The sequence below is a fragment of the Larkinella terrae genome (assembly GCF_009668025.1).
GTDB classification, from domain to species: domain Bacteria; phylum Bacteroidota; class Bacteroidia; order Cytophagales; family Spirosomataceae; genus Larkinella; species Larkinella terrae.
In genome coordinates this window covers 463,149-481,689 of record NZ_WJXZ01000004.1, presented here as the reverse complement: position 1 = coordinate 481,689, position 18,541 = coordinate 463,149, and the positions used below count along the sequence as shown (strand labels likewise).

Genomic DNA, 18,541 nt, shown 5'->3' with positions numbered 1-18,541 from the left:
CATGTCGCTTAGCCCCCGTGTTATTGCGTTTTTGCTGGCCGGTCTGATTTCGGCCCTGACTGCCGTATTTCTGACTTTTGTGGAGGGCGTCACGCGCAGTATGCTGTTTGTGGTGGCCATTTCTTCCCTCGTCATCTCGTTTTTTCTGATTCTCTACACGATTGAAATCCTGGTGTATCGCGAAGTGAACAAGATGTATAAAACCATCCACAAACTGCGCATCAAGGATTTTACGATTTCGCGAAGTACCCTCATCAAAAACAACAATCCGTTCAAGAAACTCAACGACGAGATTTTTGTCTATGTGGCCCGTAAACAGAAGGAAATCGAGGAGCTTCGGCGGCTCGAGCAATTCCGGCGCGAATTTCTGGCCGACGTCTCCCACGAGCTAAAAACCCCGGTTTTTGCCGCGCAGGGCTTCATTCATACGCTCATCGACGGGGCCATCGACGACGAGAAAGTCCGGGATAAATTTCTGTCCAAAGCCGCCAAAAGTCTCGACGGTCTCGACGCGTTGGTGAAAGATCTGGTGGCGCTCTCGCAACTGGAAACCGGTGAAATCAAAATGCACTTCGAGCCGGTCGATCTGTACCAGATCACGCTGGAAGTGTTTGAGCAACTGGAAAATAACGCCCTCGCCCGCCAGACGTCCCTGAAAATCAAAACCGATCAGCCCGGGGCGGTTTTGGTGAAAGCCGATCCGCAGCGCATCACGCAGGTGCTGACCAATTTGATCGAAAACGCGATCAAATACGGAAACGACGGCGGTAAAGTGCTGGTGAGTTTTGAAGCCGAAAAAAAGCACTACAACGTTCTGGTGCGCGACAACGGCCCCGGCATTCCGCCCGAACACCTCAACCGCATTTTCGAGCGGTTTTACCGCGTCGACAAAAGCCGTTCGAAAGAACGGGGCGGCACCGGTCTGGGGCTGGCCATCGTCAAGCACATCCTGAATGCCCACAAATCGAAAATTACGGTAATGAGCAAACCGGACAAGGGAACGACCTTCAGTTTCAAACTCGACCGGGCCGACTAAGAACCAACAATTTTGCCCAACCCCCTAAAGGGGGCTAAAAACACCTGATTTTTTAGCCCCCTTTAGGGAGTTGGGGGCAAACTCCATAACGGTTTCGCTTCCAGCACATTCCGATAAACCGCACAGTCAGCAGAGTGGGCACCGGGCAAATAACCGATGCTCATCAGAAACTCATTCACGATTTCGCCACCCGTAAACCGGAACGTCTTTTTGAACAACTTCACCCATTCTTCCTTCGTTTTGGGGTGGTGTAGTTCCAGCCATTTCTCAAACGATCCGTGTTCTTTCCGGAGTTGCAGAATGGTTCGGGCGTTTTCGATGGCGGCATTAATTTTAAGCCGGTTGCGGATGATTCCGGGATCGGCCAGCAGCCGTTCGCGGTCGGCGTCGGTGTAGTCCGCTACTTTTTGAATGTCGAAATTGTCGTACGCGTTTCGAAAACCGGTTTCCTTTTTCAGAATGGTTTCCCAGCTCAACCCGGCCTGGTTGATTTCCAGCACCAGTCGGCAAAACAGCTCGTTATCGTCGTGAATCGGAAAACCGTACAGGTGATCGTGATACGCCTTGTGAAGCGCTTTTCGATCGGCGGTCATGGTTTCAATGGCGCGGCAGTAGGACATATTTGTTAGCGATGGGAACGTAAATGGCGCTTTTCCTGAATCGTTCCAAAGGTAAAAGAGTTTGATCGCAAACCGACATTATTCTGATTACTTCCCGCTGATTAACGTAACGAACCAACCGGTTTTTATACTTTGAACTCTTTCGGCTTGGATAGCATTCTGTAGTTCAGGACCTTTGCAGCATGAAATTGAATTTTGAAGATCTGATTGTTTTCGAGAACGACGATTATATTATCATTAACAAACCGGCCAACATTGCCTCTCTCGACGAACGGAATGCCGATAAGTCGCAGAGTATTTTGCGGTTAGCCAAAGCGTACCACGCCGACGCGCAGCTCGGCCACCGGCTCGACAAAGGCACGTCCGGTATTCTGGCGATTGCAAAAAACCCGGAAGCTTACCGCCACCTGGCCATGCAGTTCGAGCACCGGGAAGTGACCAAACGCTACCACGCCGTCGTGGACGGTATTCACGATTTTGAAAGTATTTCGGTTTACCTCCCCATTTCGCCCATCAAAGACGGAACGGCGGTGAAAATCGACCGACAAAAAGGCAAGGACGCCGAAACGATTTTCAACACGCTGCAAGTTTACCGGATGCACACACTGGTGGAATGCATTCCGATTACGGGCCGGATGCACCAGATTCGGGTACACCTGATGTGTCTGAAAGCGCCGATTGCCAACGACCCGACCTACGGCGGAAAACCAGTTTTTCTGTCGGAGCTGAAACGCAAATTCAACCTGAAGAAAGACACCGAAGAACAGTCGCTGATTCAGCGCGTGGCGCTCCACGCCCGCTCGCTGACGTTTACGCTGCTGGACGGCGAACGGACGGTTTTTGAAGCGCCCTATCCGAAAGATTTCGACGTACTGGTGAAGCAGTTGGAGAAAAATAGTTAGTTTTCAGACTCAATTGGAGTTACCACAAAACCGTACCGGCGAACCGGTCGAAATAGAAACATGTTGGTTCATACCGTTTATTTCTGGCTCAATAACCCCGACAGCGACGACGATCGCCAGGCGCTGCGCGCCGGACTCGAAACCCTCAAAGGCATTTCGCATTTTGAAGCCCTGTACATTGGAAAACCCGCCGAAACGCGCCGTCCGGTGATCGATCATTCGTATGACTGGTCACTGACGTACATTTTCAAGGATCTGGCAGCTCACGATGCCTATCAGGAAGATCCGATACACCTGAAGTTTGTGGAAGACTGCGCGCGGTACTGGAACCGAGTTCAGGTATATGACGCCGTGGAATAAAATCCGACCGTATAAAAACAAGAAAACCCGGCCAAGTGCCGGGTTTTCTTGTTTAGGATTTCTCCTTATTTTGATTTTGATTCGGACGGCCGTTCGAAGCCGCCGGATCACCGCCCGCCGACGGTTTTTTCTTTTTGCGCTTCTTCTTCCGATCGCTGCGGTCGCTGAATTTTTTGTCCAGTTTTTCCAGATCGCTGTTGAGTGACGTAAGTCCTTTGGCAGCTTCTTTATCTTTCCGTTCGGCCACCGGTTCCAGCAGATCGAACGATTCGGGAATAATGCCCTTTTTGTTCAGCTCCTGAATCTCCATGACACGCGCGATGGGCAGCGGATACCAGGTGCTTTCGGTACTGTAGCCAAACCACATGATTCGCCGGAAAATATCGGTTTTCTGGAGCGACGCCCGGCCTTTCTGGGTTTCGAGCGGTTTTTCAACCTGCGGAATGTCGCGCAGCGCGTCCACGTAGGTTTCCAGTTCGTAGTTCAAACAGCATTTCAGACGCCCGCATTGCCCCGATAACTTGCTGGGGTTCAGCGACAGGTTCTGGTAGCGAGCAGCCGAAGTCGTGATGTTTTTGAAATCCGTCAGCCAGGTCGAACAGCACAATTCGCGGCCACACGAGCCGATGCCGCCCAGCCGCCCGGCTTCCTGCCGCAGGCTGATCTGCCGCATTTCGACCCGGATTTTGAATTCTGCCGCCAGAATCTTGATCAGCTCCCGAAAATCGACCCGCTCGTCGGAGGAATAATAAAACGTCGCTTTGGTGTTATCGGACTGATATTCAACGTCCGAAAGCTTCATGTTCAGCTTCAGTTCCTTCACCACTTCGCGGGTGCGGTACATGGTCGTCAGGTCACGGGCAATGGCCTGTTCGTGTTTCTCGAGGTCTTTCTGCGAAGCAACCCGGTGAATCACCTTCAGATCGTCGGAAAACTGAATGTTTTTCTTCATCATCTGCAAGCGAACCAGTTCGCCCTGCAGCGATACACAGCCGATGTGGTAGCCGGTTTGCATTTCGCAAACGACAAAATCGCCCGTTGTCAGATCGATCTGGTGTGGGTTGCGGTAATATTCCTTCCGTCCACCCTTAAATTTAACTTCGACGGCGGCATCGTACCGGCGCATGGAGGGCGTCTCCATGTTGCTCAGCCAGTCGAACACATTCATTTTATTGCAACCGCCGGTGCCACAGGCCCCATTATTCTTACATCCGCCCACGGTTCCGGCTGCGGTTTTCGTCCCGCACCCACCGGTCGTACATGATTTGCATCCCATAACTCATTTATAGTTAGGAGTTAAGAATGATGAATTAGGAATGATGGATTACCGCGCCAGCTCATTCATCATTCCTAATTCATCATTCTTAACTCAGTCCTGGTACCGTAAGAGATCGAGGCCGATGTCTTTCCGGTAATATTTACCCTCGAACTGCACCGCACGGGCCGCTTTTTGCGACTTCATGACCGCATTTTCGAGCGAATTGGCTATGGCCGTCAACGCCAACACCCGGCCGCCATCGGTCAGCACATGACCGTTAAAGCCCGGTTTGGTTCCGGCATGAAAGGCCGTCACATCTTCCAGAACGGAAAGATCGGTAATCGACTTGCCTTTCTCGTACGTGTCCGGATAGCCACCCGACACGACGACGGTGGTGACAGCGGTTTGGGGTGAAATCTGCAGTTGTATTTTATCCAGTTCACCGTCGGCCGTCGCCATCATTAATTCAACAAAATCATTTTGAATCCGCGGCAGAACGACTTCCGTTTCCGGGTCGCCCATGCGGGCATTATACTCAATAACGTACGGTTCGTCCTTGACATTGATCAGGCCGATAAATATAAATCCCTGATACCGAATGCCTTCCTTCTGGAGTCCCGCTAACGTCGGTTTTACTATTTTCTCCTCAACTTTATTTAAAAACTTCGCCGTGGCAAACTTGACGGGCGAAACCGCCCCCATGCCACCCGTATTCGGACCGGTATCACCCTCGCCGATGCGCTTGTAATCTTTGGCTTCGGGCAGAATCTTGTAGTTGACGCCGTCGGTCAATACAAAAACCGATAGCTCGATTCCTTTCAAAAACTGCTCGATCACCACTTTACTGCCCGCTTCGCCAAACCGCCCGCCGGTCAGCATATCGGTTAGGGTCGAACGGGCTTCGGCAACGGTTTCGGCAATGATGACGCCTTTGCCGGCTGCTAGACCGTCGGCTTTTAAAACAATCGGCAGTTGGTGACTATCCACATAGGCCAGGCCGTCTTCCAGCGTTTCGGCGGTGAACGTTTGCGAAGCCGCCGTTGGAATACCGTACCGCTGCATGAATTGCTTGGAAAAATCCTTGCTGCCTTCGAGTTGAGCGCCCTGCTGATCCGGGCCGACAATCCGCAGTTTAGCTAATTTTTTCTTGGCCCGCAGGCTGTCGACGAGTCCCTTCACCAGCGGTTCTTCGGGCCCAATGACCAGCAAATCGATTTCGTGTTGTTGAACGGCCTGCGCAACCGCTTCGGTATCGTTGAACGCAAAAGGCAGGTTCGTGGCGACTAAGGCGGTACCGGCATTACCAGGTGCAACAAACAACTGGCTACACAATGGACTTTGCGCTAGTTTCCAGGCAAATGCATGTTCTCTTCCGCCCGAACCAAGGATTAGTATATTCATTCTGAATGAACAATGAACAATGAACAATCAATAATAAATGGGGTCTTCATCAGCCTTTCATTATTCATTGTTCATTATTCATTTTAATTAGCAACTTCTGATAAGAATTTAATTCGCATTAACCGCAACTCTTCTTCGGAATAATCATCGTTGGCGAATTCCCGCATCGCTACGCCGATGTTGTCGGTTTCCGCCCGCATGAAATAGTCGTAAATATCGTCCTGCCGGTCGTTGTCCATGATCTGGTTGATGTAATAATCCAGGTTCAGACGCGTGCCGGAATAACAGATGTGTTCGATTTCTTCGATCAGATCTTCCATCGACAGGCCTTTCGACTCCGAAATTTCCTCCAGATCCACCTTCCGGTCAATCTGCTGGATGATGAAAATCTTGACCTTCGACTTATTGACCATCGATTTCACCACCACATCTTTCGCCGTTTCGATGTCGTTTTCTTCGACGTACTTGGCAATCAGGTCGATGAACGGTTTTCCAAACTTCACCACCTTGCCCATCCCGACCCCGTTGATCTGGGCCATTTCTTCGCGGGTCGTCGGATACGTCGTGGCCATTTCCTCCATCGAAGGATCCTGGAAAATGACGTACGGAGGCAGGTTTTTCTCCTTGGCGATCTTTTTACGCAGCGCCTTGAGCAAACCTAACAGGGCTTCGTCGTAGGCGCTGCCCGACGAGATGTTGCTCTCCTTGTCTTCGTCTTCGGCCTTTTCCTCGTCGACTTCGTAATTATGGTCTTTCGACAGCGTAACCGAATACGGGTCGTTGATATAATTCTGGCCTTTCTTCGACAGTTTCAGAACGCCGTAATTATCGACATCTTTATCCAGATAACCATAAATTGTTATTTGCCGGATGAGCGAACACCAATACTCCACGGTTTCGTTATACTCCACGCCTTTGCCGTAAACCGGTAAGTTGTGGTGTTCATAACTGGTAATGTACTGGTTTTCAGTACCCGTCAGCACATCAGCGAGGTGCGCAGCGTCGAAACGCTGCTCGGTTTGCTCCACCGCCTGAAGGGCCAGCACGATTTCGTCCTGTACCTTAAACTTTTCAGTCGGTTTCATGCAGTTATCGCAAAAACCGCAATCCTTCTCCTGATATTCCCCGAAGTAGCTCAGCAACTGCCGACGACGGCAAACGCCCAGATTCGCATACGACACCATCTCCATCAACAGATGTTTGGCATTGTCGCGCTCGGTAACCGACTTGTCTTTGTTGAATTTTTCCAGCTTGACAATGTCGTCAATGCTGTAGAACATCAGGCAGTTACCCTCCAGACCGTCGCGGCCTGCCCGACCGGTTTCCTGGTAATAGCCTTCCAGCGACTTCGGCGCGTCGTAGTGAATCACAAACCGCACATCCGGTTTGTCGATGCCCATACCGAAGGCAATCGTTGCCACCACCACGTCGACGTCTTCGTTCAGGAAGGCGTCCTGGTTGTGCATCCGCGTCTGTGCATCCAGCCCGGCGTGGTACGGCAGCGCCTTGATGTCGTTGACATTCAGCAGCTCTGCAATTTCTTCCACCATTTTCCGGCTCAGGCAATAGACAATCCCGGATTTACCCTTGTTATTTTTGATGTACCGGATCAGTTGCTTTTTGGCATCTGCTTTCGGACGGATTTCGTAGTAGAGGTTCTTTCGATTGAAGGAGGTTTTATAAATGTGGGCATCCTCCATTTGCAGGTTTTTCTGGATGTCCATTTGTACTTTGGGCGTGGCCGTAGCCGTCAGGGCAATCACCGGCAGATTACCAATGTTGTCGATAATGCCCCGGATTTTGCGGTATTCCGGGCGGAAATCGTGTCCCCATTCCGAAATACAGTGGGCTTCGTCGATGGCGACGAACGAGATATTGGCTTTTTTCAGAAAATCCAGATTCTCTTCCTTCGTCAGCGATTCGGGCGCGATGTAGAGCAGTTTCAGCGAACCGTTCAGGGTATCTTTTTTGACCTTGCTCATTTCGGCCTTGCTCAGCGTCGAATTCAGGAACTGGGCATTCACGCCAAAGGCATTCATTTGATCGACCTGGTTTTTCATCAGGGCAATCAGGGGCGAAATGACAATGGCCGTTCCTTCCGACGAAATGGCCGGAAGCTGGTAGCACAAGGATTTTCCGGCACCCGTAGGCATAATTACAAAGGAATTAACACCTGCCAGAATATTGTGGATAATAGCTTCCTGGTCGCCCCGGAATTGGCTGAATCCGAATATTTCTTTCAGCTTCTCTTTTAGAGATATCTGTACCGATGGGTCTAACTGCGTCGTCGTCATCTCAAATTGCGGAAGGTTACTACACTTTATTTTGGTTGTATCTTTGCCTTTATAAAATTAGTTAAAAACCGATTGACAAAAGCAACATTGAAATTAGTAAAAAAAAATATTCAATCGACGGCCCGAAACGTTCTGCTGGCAGAATCGGAGGCAATTCGGCTGGCCATCGACGGTATTGATGACCAATTTGAACAAATCGTCCATACAATTCTACAAAGTTCTGGCCGGGTTGTCATTACCGGCATCGGAAAGAGTGCAATAATTGGACAAAAAATTGTTGCAACCCTCAACTCTACGGGCACTCCCGCGCTTTTTATGCACGCAGCCGACGCCATTCACGGCGATTTAGGCATGATTCAGGCCAACGATGTGGTTATCTGTATTTCCAAAAGCGGCAACACGCCCGAAATTAAAGTACTCGTGCCGCTCCTGAAACGTACCGGTGTGCAACTGATCGCGCTCGTTTCCCAGACCAATTCGTACCTCAGCGTCCAGGCCGATTTTGTGTTGAAAGCCTACGCCGAACACGAAGCCGACCCGCTCAACCTGGTTCCGACAACCAGCACCACCGTTGCCCTGGCGCTCGGCGATGCGCTGGCGGTTAGCCTGCTCAACGCCCGGGGTTTTACCAGTCAGGATTTTGCCCGCTTTCACCCCGGCGGTTCGTTGGGCAAAAAGTTGTACCTAAAAGTTAGTGATATTTATCCAAATCACGAAATCCCGACCGTTTCTCTCCTCGCCACCGTCCACGAAGTTATTCTGGAAATGACGTCCAAACGACTGGGTGCCACGGCGGTTGCCGACGAAAACGGCCAGTTGGCAGGAATTATCACCGACGGCGACCTGCGACGGATGCTCAACCGCTTCAACTCCCTGCAACTCGATCAGTTGCGGGCCCGCGACATCATGACTCCCTCGCCCCTGTGCATCAACCCCGATGACTATGCCATTGAAGCCCTTAAAATCATGCAGGAACGCAGCATTACGCAGCTCATCGTCACCCTTGATAACCAGATCAAAGGCTTCGTCCACCTGCACGACCTGCTGAAGGAAGGACTGGTTTAAGCTGCTTAAGCATCAATTAACAATGAATAATGAAATGCTTGCGCCAGCCCGATACTTGTTCATTCGGGGCCGCCCGCGCGGTTCATTGTTAATTAAGAGTCAAACTAGCGTAAGCGGTTTGACTCCTGAACCAGTTTTTCGTCCCGGCGGATGAAACGATTGGCTAACATATTGAAAATCAGCGCTGCGACAATGGCAAAAAAACCGAAAAGGAAATTTCCCTGATCGTCCGGATTGAAAAATTCCTTGCCTTTGTAGAGCGTCAGATAGAGTATGAAACCCATAATGGCGGTCAGCACAATGGCGTTGACGGCGCAGAGACCCATTTGCAGCAGCCGGTTCCGGTATTTGAAAACGGTAAACAGCGAAACGCCCGCAACCACCAGCGCCATGAGCGCGAGGTAATAAACCGGCGTAATCTGCGAGCTGGTTCCCTGCGTATACACCAGTTGAAAAGCGGTCAGTCGGGCGGTTTCGGTGGGACCAACACCGGTTTTTTCCCAAATTGGAAAACCGAGTACGATGCCCATGGAAACGACGATCAGTAAAAGAAATATAGTCTGGATGCGTTGAAGCATAGTATAATTTTTTTGAGTTTGCGAAGATACATGAGGAATCCTGAAAAGAAAACAGAAATTCGAATCGTTCTGACCTCCGACGGTTCTAGTTCGGTCTTTAATCCAGACGTTAACCAGCATTATCACTCCATTCACGGAGCTTTACAGGAATCGCAACGGGTTTTTATCGAACTGGGGCTCTACGCGGCTTTCGAGCGTTTCGGAGAGATCCGCGTGTTTGAAATGGGCTTCGGCACCGGTTTGAACGCCTTGCTGACGTTGCTGGAAGCCGAAAAAAATCAGCGTACCGTCAGCTACACGGCGGTGGAAACGCGCCCGCTTTCACTGGAACAGGCCCGCGAACTTAATTTTGACGAATTACTGGATTGCCACTATCTGAAGCCGTTGCACGAAGCGCCCTGGAACCGCCCGGCGTCGATCACACCGGTTTTCGAATTGGTAAAATACGAAGGTCGTTTACAGGATTTCCGGACCGAAAACCGGTTCAATCTGGTGTATTTTGACGCGTTTGCGCCGGAAGCGCAGCCGGAACTCTGGACGCAGGAAATTTTTGAACAGCTGGCCGTGATGATGCACCCGGGTGGTTTGCTGACGACCTATTGTTCGAAAGGTACGGTGAAGCGTAATCTGCAAGCCGCCGGTTTTCTGGTTGAAAAACACCGGGGACCAGCTCACAAACGGGATGTACTACGGGCTATCCGGCTGTAACGGACCGTTTTAAACGCTTGCGACCGGTTTTATAAGAAGGAGGTAATCAGTGCGGCAATTTTCTCCAGTTCGCGGGCATCCACTTCGCTGAAATCATTCAATTGGTCGCTGTCGACATCCAGCACCATCGCGACCTCACCGGTTTTGTCAAAAACCGGTACAACAACCTCCGACTTTGACAGCGAACTGCAGGCAATATGGCCCGGAAACTGCTCGACGTCGGGCACCAGAATGGTTTCTTTTCGCGAATAGCTCGCGCCACAAACGCCTTTGCCGAAATCGATCCGGGTGCAGGCAATGGGACCCTGAAAAGGGCCTAACACCAGTTGGTTGTCTTTTTTGAGGTAAAAACCGATCCAGAAAAAGCCAAACGCTTCTTTTAAAGCCGCCGAAATATTCGCCAGATTCGCCACCAGATCCGGTTCGCCCTCGGTCAGCGCCTGAAGCTGCGGCAGCAGGCTTTCGTAGATTTCCTGCCGCCGGGCGGTTTGGGGAAGAACAAGCATCTCAGCCATTGGCGATCAGACGGTTACGTTTTTAAAATACCGTTTCAACCACGAATCGCTGGCTTTGATCTGCCAGTTGGTGAGCAAATCGGCTTTCGTAGCGACCAGGTTATTGAAAACCGTTGTTTCGGGCGTCAGGCGTCCTTCGGCGACGGCGGTTTTGATTTGCGGCAACGCGACGGTTTCGATGGTGCCATCGGCCGCTACAAAAGCCGCCGAACGATCAAAAAAATCCGTATTCAGCGCCCGGGCGAATTCCCGCACCCAGCCCACAGACGAATCGATCGAACAACCGCTCGGCTGGTGGTGACCTTCGTCGACAGCCACGATTAAAAACCGGTTATTCAGCAACTTAGCTGACCCGAGTAAGGGCGTTCCGTGGGCGGCCCAGCCATCGACGGCGGGCTGTAAATCGTTTTCAATGGCCGACACTTCAGCGTCGGTCAGCGGGCGGGCCGACTGGTAAACCCAGACGCGGGCCGTATCCGGAAGTTGGTTGAATGGAATCCACATGTGTTTTTTGGGGTTGGGCAGAGGGGTAAGGGCATGGGGTAAAACAGCCCTATGCCCTTACCCCTCTGCCCCATGCTCTTTCCTACAAACTCTGCGCCTGGGCAACGAGTTCCGCGAGGTCATAGACTTTGACGGAATCTTCGCGGTCTTTGTTTTTAATCCCGTCGGTCATCATTGTCATGCAAAACGGGCAGGCCACGGCAATGGTGCTGGCGCCGGTTGCGAGGGCTTCTTCCGTTCGCTCGACGTTGATGTCTTTCCGACCGGGTTCCGGTTCTTTAAAATACTGAGCGCCCCCGGCTCCGCAGCACAGGCCTTTGGTTCGGGAGCGTTTCATTTCCACCAGATCGGCATCCAGTGCCTGCAACACCTCGCGGGGTGCTTCGTAAACCTTGTTGGCACGGCCCAGGTAACACGAATCGTGGTAGGTAATCCGGCGACCTTTAAACTCCCCTCCCCCTTTCAATGTCACTTTGCCTTCGTTGATCAATTGCTGCAAAAACTGCGAATGGTGAATCACTTCGTAATTTCCACCCAGTTCGGGGTACTCGTTTTTGAGCGTATTGAAGCAATGCGGACAGGCCGTTACAATTTTCTTGACGCCGTAGCCGTCCAGCACCTGAATGTTAGCCACGGCCTGCATCTGAAACAGAAATTCGTTGCCCGCGCGCCGGGCCGGATCGCCCGTGCAGGTCTCTTCCGTTCCCAAAACCGCAAACCGGATGCCGACGTGGTTCAGAATTTTAACAAACGCGACGGTCACTTTCTTGTACCGGTCGTCGAACGATCCGGCGCAACCGACCCAGAATAAGACTTCCGGTGTTTCGCCTTTGGCGGCCAGGTCGGCCATCGTTGGTACCTGATAGTTAGTTTCCCCGGTCATGATTCATGCGTAAATCAGTGGAACCCAATTTAATAAGTCGATCGGTTTGCAAATGCTGACCGTGACTAATGATGCGGTACAGGAGCGTCAGGAAATACGCCAGGCAGCCAACCAGCAGCACTTCCATCAGGTAGTCAATCAAATTTTCAGTCGAAACCAGTTGGCTCCAATTCGTAAAAATCGGCGTTTTGAGGCCCCACCAGTACGTAGGATGCACAACCACTACGGCGTTGAACAGAATCAGGGCGGCTACGTGCCGTATGTTGTTTACATCGATGACATTCACCAGCATCGGCATCAGAAAAATGAATGCGTAATTGCCAAATGAGCTTTTATGAATAAACATCATAAAGCAAAAGCACAAGCTCCACAAAATGGGCAGGGCTTTTGAATAACTCATGCGCTGCTTTAAAACAGCCGCGCCCAGGGAAGAAATCCCGACCGTCAGGCCAACGCCCACCCAACTCAGGATTTTGGAATAAGGCTGAAAATCACCGATCAACGGACTGAGCACGGTCCAGAGGTTGGGAGCGAAAGGCATATCGGCAAAAGCCAGTGGCGTCAGAAATTTATCGCCCACGAGCATCACCAGAATACCCAGAGCGGGCAAGCCCGTCACAGCCAGACCGGCGATATACCGGAGCGGTTTTTCGACCAGAAACAACATCGGTACGACAATCAAAACCGCTAACGCTTTGGTTGTAATGAGCGCCAACGCCATCACCACGCCGATCCACAGGCTGTCGCGCGTTCGCTGCCAGGCCATAACGGAAATAACGCCAAACAGCCACATCCAGATGTCTTCCTGACCGCCCAAAACGCAGAGAACCAGAGGCCCGGGCAACACCAGGTAGCTCAGCAACCGCACGAAACTATCCCGAATTTCGGGGCGGTAGACTTTCCAGGTGAGCCAGAGCGCGAGCCCTTCCATCAGGATCATCTGAAAAATCAGGGCCTCGGCGCTGTTCCAGAACCAAAGCAGGAGCGTTGTCGCATACGGAAATAAAGGACTGTACGGCGTCCAGAAATCGCGGTAAACGATCTTCCCCCGCATGGCATTGACAGCCGCGTCATAAAAAATGGGGACATCGGACCGGGCTTTCAGTTGTAATACGACATAAACGATCAGGAACGGAACGACCCGAAATAAAACAAAAAACAGCACCAGCACCGACGTTTGTTGCCGGGAATTTATGCGGTCGATCAGATTTCGAAAACGCAGCATTCCGCCGGTGATAACCGATCCTGCAAACGCAATCGCGATCTTAAATAAAAGTACTGACATACAAATAGGGAAACGCCTGCGGGACTCTCAAATTTTCCCGACCGGTTTTTAATTGGCTATCCACTGGTAAAAGTAGACAGTTTTTTCAGTAAGTGAATAAAATTCCAGCCGATGGGATTCGCCGTTGGCCGACTCATTTATTCACCTGATCCGCCCAGTTAAACCGGTCGCCGGGCGAAAACTTCCAGGGAGCCATGTTATTTTCGACATTGCTGAACATGGCGTTCCACGATGCGGGTGCCTGGGCTTCTTCCATAATTTTGTAGCGCCGGAGTTGCAGAATAATTTCCAGTGGATTGATATTCACCGGGCATTCCTGAACGCAGGCCTGGCAGGTCGTACAGGCGTTGATTTCTTCGGCCGTGATGTAATCGCCCAACAGGGTTTTACCGTCATCATAATCCGGCCCGTTCTGCTGCCAGCCCTGCTGAATATCTTCCAGCCGGTCGCGGGTGTCCATCATAATCTTGCGGGGAGACAGTTTTTTGCCGGTGATATTGGCCGGGCATGCCGCCGTACAGCGGCCGCACTCGGTGCAGCTATAGGCATCCATCAGGTTTTTCCACGTCAGATCCCGCACGTCTCTGGCGCCAAACCGGCCCGGTTCGACCGGGGTTTCGTTCGGGTCAGCCTGCATAATCCCCAGCGCCAGTTGCACTTCCTTCGTGATTTCCGGCATGTTTTTGATCTCGCCTTTGGGTTTCAGGTCGGAGAAATACGTATTCGGAAAAGCCAGCACAATGTGCAGGTGTTTGGAATACGTCAGGTAAACTGCAAAGAACAGAATGCCCAGAATGTGAAACCACCACATAAACCGCTCGCAAACGACCAATGCCGTGTCGCTCCAGTTGGCGAACAGCGGCATCAGAAACTGGCTGATGACAAAATTGCCGACACCTTTCAGCTCGTTGTAATGTCCCACTCCCCGCTCGCGCAGAACGCTGTCGGACGCGTTCCAGGTCAGGAAAGCCGTCATCAACAAAATTTCGAAGGTCAGAATCAGGGCCGCATCGGTGCGGGGCCAGCGGGTCATTTCCCGGTGTCGTTCCGGCTGAAAACGCGGAACTTTCGTAACAAACCGCCGGATCAGAAAAACCGCACAGACGATCCATACACCGAGTGCCAGGATTTCGAAGGTATTGATGAGAAACGGATAAACCGCTCCCGTGAACGGGGCAAAAAGCCGGTGGGTTCCAAAAATACCGTCGAGCGCAATTTCCAGCACTTCAATATTGACGATGATAAAACCGACATAGATGACGAAGTGCATCAGCCCAACGGTCACATTCGTCATCATTTTTTTCTGCCCAAACGCCACGCGCAGCATGATGTTTAGGCGCTCATTGGGCCTGTCCGTGCGGTTTTCCGGCCGACCAAGCTGGATGGCCCGCCGGATGAGGCCGATGCGCCGGGTCAGCACCCAAGCGGTGGCCGCCAGTGCGGCTACAAATAAAATCTGTTGAAGAATTAGCATACTATTTGGTGTAAACGAAAAAACCACTACCTTTGCACCCACAAAATTGCTACCGGCAGTACCTGGTGATGTAGCTCAGTCGGTAGAGCAAAGGACTGAAAATCCTTGTGTCGGCGGTTCGATTCCGTCCATCACCACTTCCAAATCAGGCAGTTACAACGAAAGTTTGTAGCTGCCTTTTTCTTTTGCAAGTAATTTATAACCATTTTGTGGATTAAATTAAGCAATTTCACATTTTGCGTTTAATGCCGGCAATTTGAAAAAAAAGTCGTAAAACAACTGACTCATCTCCCCTTTTCTTTGACGCGCTCCCCGTATTACCTATCTGGATTTCGCCCTGATCAATAACAACGCTCTGATTAACGATAATCCAACGATTAGTTTTTTTTGCCGTAGTTTGGCTTTCAATTCAAAAATTACCTGCCAGAAATTACTGGATTAGGGCTATGCGGCTTTCGCATAATTCAATTGCCTTGATATCAATTATTTCATTGCACATGCAATAATAATATTCTCCTTTCCTGAACAATTAACGTGTTATATTTCCGGCGTTTCAATCGGTAAAATACACATTTCAGGCCCGATTTCGGCACTTTTGTCGACTTACCTCCATCTCTATTCACGAATACAAGCTAAAGTATATAACTTGCTGAAACCGGCGCTTAACCTGCCGGATGAAGTTCTACTTTCTAGCTTCTGGTAGGGAATCAACTGCGATTTGTACGGATGACAAAACAATTAACCATTGTTGGAGGAGGCATAACTGGCCTGGCTAGTGCTTATATAGCCGCACGAAATGGCTACAAAGTTCGCGTATTAGAAGCCAGTGGGTCATTCGGAGGATTACTAAACACGTTTCCGATAGGTGGCAACCGGCTGGAACACTATTACCACCATTTTTTCACGCACGATGCGGAATTAAACTGGCTGATAAAAGAGCTGGGAATTGGCAATAAACTCGTTTATAAAAAAACGACAATGGGCGTTTATCGAGATGGAAAGATCTTTTCATTCAATTCTCCTGTCGATCTTCTTAAGTTTTCTCCTTTATCTTTATTCGATAAAGCCCGCTTTGCTGCCACGAGCCTGTTTTTGGGAAAACTAGCCCGCTGGGAAGATTACGAAAATATTTCCTGCATGGACTGGCTCTATCGGTATGCGGGGCAAAATACTACGAACTCTTTATGGAAACCGCTGCTGGATATTAAGTTCGGGCCATACGCTAATGACGTTCCGCTGGCCTGGCTCATCGGCCGTTTACGGCAACGGATGAATTCCCGGAATCGCGGAGAAGAAAAGCTGGGCTACCTCCAGGGAAGTCTGGAAACATTATTGACTGCTTTGCTGGAAAAATTGAAAGCACTTTCCGTTGAACTGATTAATCATTCGATGGTAACCAGGCTTCATGTGGAGGAGGGAAAACTGATCGGCCTTTCTACACCAAAGGAAACATATTCCGGTGGAGAATATCTATTTACGATCCCCACAAATTACATCAAAAAGTTGGTTCAGGGCGTCGATGATACGCTTTTCCAGCGACTTGATAAGATCGAATACTTCGGGGCGGTGTGCGTAATTCTGGATTTAAAAAAACCGCTTAGCCAGAATTACTGGCTTAATATTGCGGATAGCGGTTATCCGTTCGGAGGCATCATTGAACACACAAATTTTATTTCGAGCGAGCTTTATAATAATAAACATATTGCCTATCTATCCCGCTATTATTCGCGCGAAGAGCAAATTGCGGATCAAAGTAATGAAGAGATAATTGCGACTATGTTGCCTTATTTAAAGAAAATTTATAAAACATTTAATCCGGATAGCATTACCAATATTCATGTTTTCAGGACCAAAACAGCCGCCACGGTTTGTGATCTGAATTTTTCCCAACGTGTCAGTTCGTATAAGACTTCCATTCAACACCTGTGGCTCGCCAATATGGTCCATATTTACCCCGACGAACGAAGTGTTAATAATGCCATTCGCGTATCGGCTGAAGCCTGTCGGGTAATGGGCATGGACACCTCATTTATTCCGGAAGGAAATTCGCTCTCCGGTAAAATTGGCAGGTATCAATAGATACGCATTACCAACAGCCTGCCATAAAACCTGCCGCTTTTTGTTACTTGTTCCCTATTTATGATGCTCGCCGACCGACGAAATCCGATTACGTATTTGCTGGTAACAACGGTATTTTATATGCTGTCACCTGCTCTTTTGTTTTTACTTACCTGGGTCCGTTCGGCAATTGGCATACCCTGTGTAATTCTGTTGTGCAGCCTAGCGGTTTATATTTTTACCCGGCCCCAACCGCTACTAACCAGTTATCCTCCTTCCTGGACCCCACGAAATGTATTTATTGCGGCCAGTTTATCGTTGGTTTATCTGTTGCTTTTTGGTTTTGGTGAATTCAACTGGCAGTTGTTTGATTACCAGTTTCACAATGCCAAATACCACGATTTAATTGTCAATCCCTGGCCGGTTTATTACACGAAGTACAACGCTTTTATGTGTTACTACAACGCGTATTATTTACCGGTAGCTTTTATCAGTAAATGGATCGGAATCGAATATGCCCGTTATCTGGCGTTGATCTGGACGTGGGTTGGGGTTTTTCTCATTAGTTGCTGGGTCCTTTGTCTGAGTCCCAAACGCCCCGGGTGGGTCTTTCTGGTCTTGTTTTTATTTAGCGATTCCTGGATTTTCATTCGGTTATTACGGGACTTCATTCCGGCATTGCCGTACCTGCGTCCCAATTACATCGATTTTGGGAAGTTCCCGGTCATCATTATGTCTCCGTTTTCGGATCACCTGGTCTGGGCTCCTCAGCACACCATTCCGGCGCTACTGGCGGCTTTTAGTTTAACCTCCTTTTACCAGCAACGGCAGGACGAATGGCTGCCGACGATGGCTTTGCTGCTGGGCGGAGCCCTGTTTTGGGGGCCATTTGCCGGAATTGGGTCGATCCCGTTTGTGCTGTATCTGCTTTGGTTAGACCTGTGGCGGTTTTTAAAAAAACCGCTTTATCTGCTCTATTCCTTCCTGGCCGGTCTGGGGCTGCTGCCTTTAATTACCTATCTAACCAGTACCCAGATTACTTCCGACCCCTCGGTGAATATGTTTATTACGCAAACCGGTGTTGCTGCCTGGCCCCTTTATTATCTGCTGTATATCCTGACCAATTTTGTAATCTGGTACATTCCCCTAAGGCTGTTTATGCCCAACGACAGCCAATTGCAGAACTGGTTAATCGTTGCAATCGTCACGCTTTGTTTGTTGCCGCTTTATCGTTTGGGCATCATGAACGACTGGCAAATGCGTACCAACATACCGGCCTACGCCATCATCATCCTGTTTGCGTCGCAGTGGCTGGTTAATTACAGAGGTTCGAAAAATTGGGTCCGATGGGGTTTTATCGTGTTTTGGGCTGTCAATAGCCTTTCAGTCTTGAAATTCGTGGCATCTTATATTCCACCGCGCCCGACAACGACGTTCATCACCCAGCCTTCTGAGCTGGGTGACGAGAACACCCCGGATCTGGCGGTTCGCCATTATAATCCCGCAACTGCCCAGCAGTATCTGTTGCGGCCCAATTCGTCGTTTGAAAAATATTTTATGCGCCCTCGGTAGCAACTAATTTATCCGTAAGGCCGTTTTC

At 50.1% G+C, this 18,541-nt stretch carries 17 protein-coding genes and 1 tRNA gene; 8 read left to right on the top strand and 10 right to left on the bottom strand.

What is annotated here, in order from left to right; genetic code table 11:
- The first annotated feature begins 1 nt into the window (after nucleotide 1).
- Nucleotides 2-1,036: a sensor histidine kinase gene (locus GJJ30_RS09160; RefSeq protein ID WP_154174826.1), complete on the top strand. Its 1,035-nt coding sequence runs from the start codon at nucleotides 2-4 to the stop codon at nucleotides 1,034-1,036.
- Nucleotides 1,037-1,098: 62 nt separating this feature from the next.
- Here the strand turns inward: GJJ30_RS09160 and GJJ30_RS09155 are convergent, their stop codons facing one another.
- The gene (locus GJJ30_RS09155) at nucleotides 1,099-1,656 is read right to left on the bottom strand and encodes a DNA-3-methyladenine glycosylase I (protein ID WP_154174825.1); all 558 of its coding nucleotides are present in this window, start codon (nucleotides 1,654-1,656) and stop codon (nucleotides 1,099-1,101) included.
- A gap of 182 nt (nucleotides 1,657-1,838) precedes the next feature.
- Between GJJ30_RS09155 and GJJ30_RS09150 the strand changes: the two genes are divergently transcribed.
- Both GJJ30_RS09150 and GJJ30_RS09145 read left to right on the top strand, forming a co-directional pair.
- On the top strand, nucleotides 1,839-2,558 hold the full coding sequence (locus tag GJJ30_RS09150) for an RluA family pseudouridine synthase (protein ID WP_154174824.1): 720 nt from the start codon (nucleotides 1,839-1,841) through the stop codon (nucleotides 2,556-2,558).
- A gap of 60 nt (nucleotides 2,559-2,618) precedes the next feature.
- Nucleotides 2,619-2,918 carry a Dabb family protein gene (locus GJJ30_RS09145; protein WP_154174823.1) on the top strand — a complete coding sequence of 100 codons (300 nt, stop codon included), beginning with the start codon at nucleotides 2,619-2,621 and terminating at the stop codon, nucleotides 2,916-2,918.
- A gap of 52 nt (nucleotides 2,919-2,970) precedes the next feature.
- Here GJJ30_RS09145 and GJJ30_RS09140 read toward each other — a convergent pair whose 3' ends face one another.
- From GJJ30_RS09140 to recQ, 3 genes are all read right to left on the bottom strand, one after another.
- Nucleotides 2,971-4,194, bottom strand: coding sequence for a PSP1 domain-containing protein (locus GJJ30_RS09140; RefSeq protein WP_154174822.1), 1,224 nt, complete (start codon nucleotides 4,192-4,194; stop codon nucleotides 2,971-2,973).
- A 93-nt stretch (nucleotides 4,195-4,287) separates the two neighbouring features.
- Entirely contained in the window at nucleotides 4,288-5,577 is a 1,290-nt protein-coding gene (purD, locus tag GJJ30_RS09135) for a phosphoribosylamine--glycine ligase (protein ID WP_154174821.1), read from the bottom strand.
- An 83-nt stretch (nucleotides 5,578-5,660) separates the two neighbouring features.
- Entirely contained in the window at nucleotides 5,661-7,871 is a 2,211-nt protein-coding gene (recQ, locus tag GJJ30_RS09130) for a DNA helicase RecQ (RefSeq protein ID WP_154174820.1), read from the bottom strand.
- Nucleotides 7,872-7,958: 87 nt separating this feature from the next.
- Between recQ and GJJ30_RS09125 the strand changes: the two genes are divergently transcribed.
- A complete protein-coding gene (locus GJJ30_RS09125) occupies nucleotides 7,959-8,936 on the top strand; it encodes a KpsF/GutQ family sugar-phosphate isomerase (RefSeq protein WP_154174819.1) in 978 nt (325 codons plus the stop codon).
- Nucleotides 8,937-9,040: 104 nt separating this feature from the next.
- Here GJJ30_RS09125 and GJJ30_RS09120 read toward each other — a convergent pair whose 3' ends face one another.
- Nucleotides 9,041-9,514, bottom strand: coding sequence for a DUF4293 domain-containing protein (locus tag GJJ30_RS09120; protein ID WP_154174818.1), 474 nt, complete (start codon nucleotides 9,512-9,514; stop codon nucleotides 9,041-9,043).
- Between the two features lie 30 nt (nucleotides 9,515-9,544).
- Between GJJ30_RS09120 and mnmC2 the strand changes: the two genes are divergently transcribed.
- The gene (gene mnmC2 / locus GJJ30_RS09115) at nucleotides 9,545-10,222 is read left to right on the top strand and encodes a tRNA (5-methylaminomethyl-2-thiouridine)(34)-methyltransferase MnmC2 (RefSeq protein ID WP_154174817.1); all 678 of its coding nucleotides are present in this window, start codon (nucleotides 9,545-9,547) and stop codon (nucleotides 10,220-10,222) included.
- 29 nt (nucleotides 10,223-10,251) lie between these two features.
- On the opposite strand, the gene GJJ30_RS09110 is transcribed toward mnmC2, so the two are convergent.
- From GJJ30_RS09110 to GJJ30_RS09090, 5 genes are all read right to left on the bottom strand, one after another.
- Complete coding sequence (locus tag GJJ30_RS09110; RefSeq protein WP_154174816.1) at nucleotides 10,252-10,737, bottom strand: free L-methionine (R)-S-oxide reductase MsrC; 486 nt, start codon at nucleotides 10,735-10,737, stop codon at nucleotides 10,252-10,254.
- A gap of 6 nt (nucleotides 10,738-10,743) precedes the next feature.
- The gene (locus GJJ30_RS09105) at nucleotides 10,744-11,241 is read right to left on the bottom strand and encodes a hypothetical protein (protein ID WP_154174815.1); all 498 of its coding nucleotides are present in this window, start codon (nucleotides 11,239-11,241) and stop codon (nucleotides 10,744-10,746) included.
- Nucleotides 11,242-11,323: 82 nt separating this feature from the next.
- Nucleotides 11,324-12,124 carry a (Fe-S)-binding protein gene (locus tag GJJ30_RS09100; protein WP_154174814.1) on the bottom strand — a complete coding sequence of 267 codons (801 nt, stop codon included), beginning with the start codon at nucleotides 12,122-12,124 and terminating at the stop codon, nucleotides 11,324-11,326.
- The gene (locus GJJ30_RS09095; protein ID WP_205880547.1) at nucleotides 12,108-13,409 is read right to left on the bottom strand and encodes a hypothetical protein; all 1,302 of its coding nucleotides are present in this window, start codon (nucleotides 13,407-13,409) and stop codon (nucleotides 12,108-12,110) included. The genes GJJ30_RS09100 and GJJ30_RS09095 overlap by 17 nt, the downstream gene beginning before the upstream one ends.
- Nucleotides 13,410-13,542: 133 nt before the next feature.
- Nucleotides 13,543-14,883, bottom strand: a complete 1,341-nt coding sequence (locus GJJ30_RS09090; protein WP_154174813.1) for a 4Fe-4S dicluster domain-containing protein — start codon at nucleotides 14,881-14,883, stop codon at nucleotides 13,543-13,545.
- Between the two features lie 64 nt (nucleotides 14,884-14,947).
- Here GJJ30_RS09090 and GJJ30_RS09085 point away from each other — a divergent pair.
- The 3 genes from GJJ30_RS09085 (at nucleotide 14,948) to GJJ30_RS09075 (ending at nucleotide 18,513) form a co-directional block, all read left to right on the top strand.
- A tRNA-Phe gene (locus GJJ30_RS09085) sits at nucleotides 14,948-15,020 on the top strand.
- A 589-nt stretch (nucleotides 15,021-15,609) separates the two neighbouring features.
- Entirely contained in the window at nucleotides 15,610-16,962 is a 1,353-nt protein-coding gene (locus GJJ30_RS09080; RefSeq protein ID WP_154174812.1) for an NAD(P)/FAD-dependent oxidoreductase, read from the top strand.
- A gap of 60 nt (nucleotides 16,963-17,022) precedes the next feature.
- Nucleotides 17,023-18,513, top strand: a complete 1,491-nt coding sequence (locus GJJ30_RS09075) for a hypothetical protein (protein WP_154174811.1) — start codon at nucleotides 17,023-17,025, stop codon at nucleotides 18,511-18,513.
- The last annotated feature ends 28 nt before the right edge of the window (nucleotides 18,514-18,541 follow it).

Bases quoted from the DNA above. Each gene is read 5' to 3' on its own strand.
- GJJ30_RS09090 (WP_154174813.1), bottom strand. From the start codon at position 14,883: ATGCTAATTCTTCAACAGATTTTATTTGTAGCCGCACTGGCGGCCACC.
- purD (WP_154174821.1), bottom strand. From the start codon at position 5,577: ATGAATATACTAATCCTTGGTTCGGGCGGAAGAGAACATGCATTTGCC.
- GJJ30_RS09160 (WP_154174826.1), top strand. From the start codon at position 2: ATGTCGCTTAGCCCCCGTGTTATTGCGTTTTTGCTGGCCGGTCTGATT.
- GJJ30_RS09145 (WP_154174823.1), top strand. From the start codon at position 2,619: ATGTTGGTTCATACCGTTTATTTCTGGCTCAATAACCCCGACAGCGAC.
- GJJ30_RS09095 (WP_205880547.1), bottom strand. From the start codon at position 13,409: ATGTCAGTACTTTTATTTAAGATCGCGATTGCGTTTGCAGGATCGGTT.
- GJJ30_RS09150 (WP_154174824.1), top strand. From the start codon at position 1,839: ATGAAATTGAATTTTGAAGATCTGATTGTTTTCGAGAACGACGATTAT.
- GJJ30_RS09155 (WP_154174825.1), bottom strand. From the start codon at position 1,656: ATGTCCTACTGCCGCGCCATTGAAACCATGACCGCCGATCGAAAAGCG.
- recQ (WP_154174820.1), bottom strand. From the start codon at position 7,871: ATGACGACGACGCAGTTAGACCCATCGGTACAGATATCTCTAAAAGAG.
- mnmC2 (WP_154174817.1), top strand. From the start codon at position 9,545: ATGAGGAATCCTGAAAAGAAAACAGAAATTCGAATCGTTCTGACCTCC.
- GJJ30_RS09110 (WP_154174816.1), bottom strand. From the start codon at position 10,737: ATGGCTGAGATGCTTGTTCTTCCCCAAACCGCCCGGCGGCAGGAAATC.
- GJJ30_RS09140 (WP_154174822.1), bottom strand. From the start codon at position 4,194: ATGGGATGCAAATCATGTACGACCGGTGGGTGCGGGACGAAAACCGCA.
- GJJ30_RS09100 (WP_154174814.1), bottom strand. From the start codon at position 12,124: ATGACCGGGGAAACTAACTATCAGGTACCAACGATGGCCGACCTGGCC.
- GJJ30_RS09075 (WP_154174811.1), top strand. From the start codon at position 17,023: ATGATGCTCGCCGACCGACGAAATCCGATTACGTATTTGCTGGTAACA.
- GJJ30_RS09120 (WP_154174818.1), bottom strand. From the start codon at position 9,514: ATGCTTCAACGCATCCAGACTATATTTCTTTTACTGATCGTCGTTTCC.
- GJJ30_RS09105 (WP_154174815.1), bottom strand. From the start codon at position 11,241: ATGTGGATTCCATTCAACCAACTTCCGGATACGGCCCGCGTCTGGGTT.
- GJJ30_RS09080 (WP_154174812.1), top strand. From the start codon at position 15,610: ATGACAAAACAATTAACCATTGTTGGAGGAGGCATAACTGGCCTGGCT.